The organism is uncultured Gimesia sp., from assembly GCF_937919775.1.
Classification (GTDB): domain Bacteria; phylum Planctomycetota; class Planctomycetia; order Planctomycetales; family Planctomycetaceae; genus Gimesia.
In genome coordinates this window covers 1-5,083 of sequence record NZ_CALFPF010000583.1, presented here as the reverse complement: position 1 = coordinate 5,083, position 5,083 = coordinate 1, and the positions used below count along the sequence as shown (strand labels likewise).

The 5,083-nt window shown below is 49.4% G+C and carries 1 pseudogene; it reads left to right on the top strand.

The window, feature by feature from the left end:
- Window positions 1-5,083: pseudogene (locus tag Q0294_RS16865) on the top strand (hypothetical protein); the annotation flags it as partial.

Below are 5,083 nucleotides of genomic sequence, written 5' to 3'. Positions count from 1 at the left end.
TGGTTTATTCGTTCGGGTGAATACTGAATTTGGTAACACCATTAATAAGCTCGATGTCCCCGCCATCTTCAATGATGATATTACTCATGTTATTACCGAAAACCTGCAAATCTATGGTGCGCCGGGAGGCCAGATGGATGCAGCAGGTAATCCAACCATCAATGGTCGCCTGAAAATCAATCCGGGAGTCGTTGTAAAACTTTCTGGAGCCCGTATTGAAGCGGAGCGTGGGAGCGCCCAGCTCATTGCAGAAGGAACAGAAGAAAATCCGATTATCTTCACATCGTTAAGTGATGATCGTTATGGCGCGGGAACAACCTTTGACACATCCAATGATGGAGTGACTGCATTTGGCCCGGGTAACTGGGGTGGAATCATCTTCAACGCCGCCTCATCTGGCAGTATTGATCATGCCTTAATCACGAACGCCGGCGGGTTGGTCCCCATCGAAGGCGGCTTCGCTAATTTTAACGCGATTGAAGTTCATCAGGCAGAGTTTCGTATCAGCAACAGCATCCTGGAAGACAACGCCAGCGGTCAAACTGGGTCTAACCGAAATGGCCGCGGTAACAATGGCAGCGCCACAATTTTCGTCCGCGGTGCACAACCCATTATTGTTGACAATATCTTCCAGAATAATGCCGGAACCGTCGTCAATATTGATGCGAATTCACTCGACTATAAATTCAAATCTGATTATGGCCGCACAACGGGTTTCACCGACGCTTACCAGCAGTTCCCGGACAATCACGGCGCTCTGGTCCGACTCAACCGCATGGAGAACAACGGTCTCAACGGCATGGAAGTTCGCGCCGCCCTGCTCGATACGGAAACGATCTGGGACGATACCGATATCGTGCACATCCTGCGTGGAGAAATTCAGGTAAATCAGCACCACACATTCAGTGGCATCCGGTTGCAGAGTAATCTCGATGAAGGCCTCGTTGTCAAACTGGACGGACCTACCGCAGGCTTTACAGCAGATGGGGTTCCGCTGGATATCGAAGACCGAATCGGTGGTACCGTTCAAATCATCGGACAGCCTGGTTTCCCGGTTGTGCTCACATCACTGGCCGACGATACTGTCGGAGCCAGCTTTACTCCTGCCGGATTTCCTCAGACCGATACCAACAATGATGGCAGCCTTTCCACACCTTCAGCCGGCGACTGGCGCAGCATCCGACTGGACCGCTACAGCAACGACCGAAATGTTGTTGTACGTTTCGAAACAGAAGGCAATAACACAGGTGGCGTCGATACCAACAGCAACCCTGGATTTGCACAAAACCTGGGAGTTTTGGCACCAGATGAAATCAGCGGTGATGAAAACAGAGCACTCGGATTCGACGTACATGGTAATATCAGTGCTGACGCCCCGAACGATGTTGACGTCTACAGTTTTAATGCCACTGCGGGAACCGAAGTCTGGATCGACATTGATCGCACTTCATCGGCCCTCGATACTGTGGTTGAGTTGGTGAACATCTTTGGTGCTGTTATCGCAAGATCTTGGGATTCATTTGATCCTGCCACACTGGGTGGAACGGCACAAGATCTCACAAAAACCGACTATCTACTGGGCGATTTTTATTCACAAAACAAAGGTGACGCCGGATTTAGAGTTATACTCCCCGGTGCTCCCGGGGCTGTCGGCACCTATTTCGTTCGTGTGCGCAGTCAACCAGAAGCTGGCAATGAAGCCGACGTGACTGGCGGTCAAACTTCTGGCGAATATCAGTTGCAGGTTCGGCTCAGACAGGTAGATGAAAAGCCTGGTTCCACTGTCCGTTATGCAGATATTCGGTTCGCAACGAATGGCGTGGAAGTCCTGGGACAACCCGCACACTCACCGCTGCTCGGTGAATCATCTGAAAAAACCGGGGACAATAATAGCATCAACAACGCTCAAGGGCTGGGTAACCTGCTGACCAGTGACCGCAACACTCTGGCTGTTTCAGGAACGCTTTCCGGCGACTCCGACGTTGACTGGTACACATTTGAAATGGGTTACGACCTGATCCAGGTAATTGGTGGCCGTAGTGACGGAGCTAAAACATTCTCAACCATCTTTGATATTGATTATGCAGACGGCTTAACACGCGGGGACACGACTCTCTCCGTCTTTGACGATCAAGGCAGACTGATTCTGATCAGCCGCGACTCTAACATCGAAGACGACCAGGCAAACAACGATACCGAGGATTTGAGTAGCGGAAGTTTCGGCACCTTTGACCCTTACATTGGCTCAACACAGCTTCCTACAGCAACACCGGGAAGCACCTACCGTTACCATGTGGCGATTTCATCAAATGCACGCTTACCACAGGCCTTGAATGCCACCTTTAATTCCACCGGCTTAAACGAACAAATCCGGCTGGAACCAGTCAGCTCTGTCCAGAGAATCGTGGAAGATCATATCGGTTTCAGTGGTTACACTTCAGGAAATGAGTTAGCTGGCAGCACATTTGTAGTGAACCCCACGACTCCGAGTATTTTTGATATTTCCAGTACCACAACATTAACCACGAATGTGACTGCTTTTACATTGGCAGATGTGAACCTATACATATCACAAGGTGATCGGCTCAGAATTGCAGACGCCTATGATGGTCGTGTCCTTGATTCTGTCGATGGACTTGATCCTGATTTGGCAGGTATCCCAAGAACTATCGATATCGGCGCACTGTCAACAGCGGGCAATGATTCGACTTCTGATATTGCGATTCGCTCGGATGGTCGTCTCTATAGTTATGAAAGCCTTACAAATGTTCAAAATACTGCAGGACGCTTGCGGGAACTCAATGCAGGCACTGGAGCGACTATTTCATCATTCGATGATGGAATTCCAAATATAGATACAACGGTTGGTGCCTTTAATGATCCAGTAAGATTGACTACCGATCTTGTCGGTGCACTTGCCTTCCAGCGAACTGGTGTTGCTACCTACAACCTTTATTATGCGGTCAATGATGGTAATATCAGCACTCTCTACCAGGGAAATCCTGCCAATGGAGATGCCGGTGATAATAAATCCGTTAGCTCTACCAATCCTGCCGACGCAGGAAATACATTTACCGTAAGGGGAGATATTAGAGTTGCGGGGGAAACCATAGGAAATGTCACAGGGTTGGCTTTTCGGGGAATCAATTCATCATCCAGTCAATCGCAACTCTATGGTGTCACTGAAGACGGATATTTTTTAACCATCAATCGTGCTACTGGTTTAAGTACTGGTATCGATTTATCGGGTCAAATCAGCGGTAACTTTGCCGGGCTCACCGCAGCTCCGCAAAACCTGAATAATGGAGCGTTTCAAGACCTGTTGTTTGCAATTACTGACTCCGGTAACCTGTACGCAATTAACCCCGCAACGGAAACGATTCTGACTACAGTTACTGACCCAGTTTTAGGTACGATCGATATCTTTTCTGGAGGAGGAACATCCATCAACATAGGCGCCACTGGCGTCACGGGGTTGGCCTTCTCTCCACTGGATTTCAACCTGTGGCATCCCACGTTCCGCCAGAATACCGAAGCAGGCCACGGGATCAATAACTCTTTCGATCTAACCAGAACCGATGTCGGTGGCAATGGACGAGATACTTTTCCGAACGGCTTGCAGCAGAGCGAACAACAGGGGGGGGCCAGTTTTTACTTTGGTTTTGAAGAATGGCTACAAAATAACTCTTCCACAAATGATTACATCGATTATGTAGGGAACGCCCAATATGGCGTACTTTCTTCCGCCTTCCAACAAGACCTCTCCACCAACCCCACCATTGGTGACAACTACAATATCGCCGGTGGGGCTCATGGAACACTGGAAACATCAACGCCCTTCAGCTTAGATGGCTACAGCGGCACGGACCTGCCTACGCTCTACTTCAATTACTTCCTGGAATCACAGGGCGCTAACTCCATCTCGGGAGGCATGCGAGATGCGGCACGTGTCTTTATTACAAACGATGATGGCGCAACATGGACTGAATTAGCAACCAATAACTCGACATTAGCCCCACCTACAGAAGCCGGAGCTGGAGAATTATCGACATACATCACCACTTCTGCCAGAGAAGATCGTACAGGAAACCCTAATCAGCACGTTCAAGAGTTGTTTGATAATACAGGGGTCTGGCGACAAGCCCGTATTGACCTGGGATCATACCTGGAAAATATTTCTGGAACAGTTGCTGGAGCCGCAAATTTAAGGCTTCGGTTTGATTTCAGCACATCCGGTACCATTAGTTCAGATTTATCAACTTCTGGTGGGGAAATGCCGGGAGATATCTTCGGCAACATCCTGAGCAATCAGCAGGCGCAGAACAACGACTTTGAAGGTTTCTATATCGATGATATCATCATCGGTTTTGCGGAACGTGGTGAACTGGTAACCGGTGCCCAGGCAGATCAAACCGCTTTCTTTAACGTGCCTCAAAACCCGACGTTTGGTGCCCCCACCCAGTTACTCTCAGGTTCCTATCAGTTAGAAATCCGACGCGGAACAGATTATGCCGCTCCACCCAATGGCCAACTTCCTGACCTGACAATTTCCACCCAATTCGATACGAATGATCGTCTCGTGCGGGAAATCGTTGATGCTACTGATACTACAATCAATGCCCAGCAAGGCGATCGAAATCTGATTCGTCAACAAGGCCTTATTTTGATTGAATCCAATACCATCAGCAGTGCTGCTGAATATGGGATCAATATAGATGCCGGTTTTCGTGAAACTGTCGCCGCAGGGCCCAACGGTGGTACGAGTGACCGCTCTCAGGCTGGTGGTGTGATCAATGGTCCGGAATTGAACGACTTCTTTAACGGTGGCCTCGGCTTCGCTCCGGGTGTCACTATTCAAAACAACGTTGTCAACGATTTCACCAATGGTCTGGGGGGGATCCGCGTCAGCGGCGATGCCAACAGCAGCACATCAAACAATCCCGCTGCCGTTTCCTATACCAAAGTTGTCAATAACACCCTTGTTGGTGGCGGCATTGATAACTCACCGCCAGCGCCAGCGTCTGCATACACAATTGATGTGGTCTTTACTGACAATAGCCTGACTGCCAGCCAGCAGGCGATT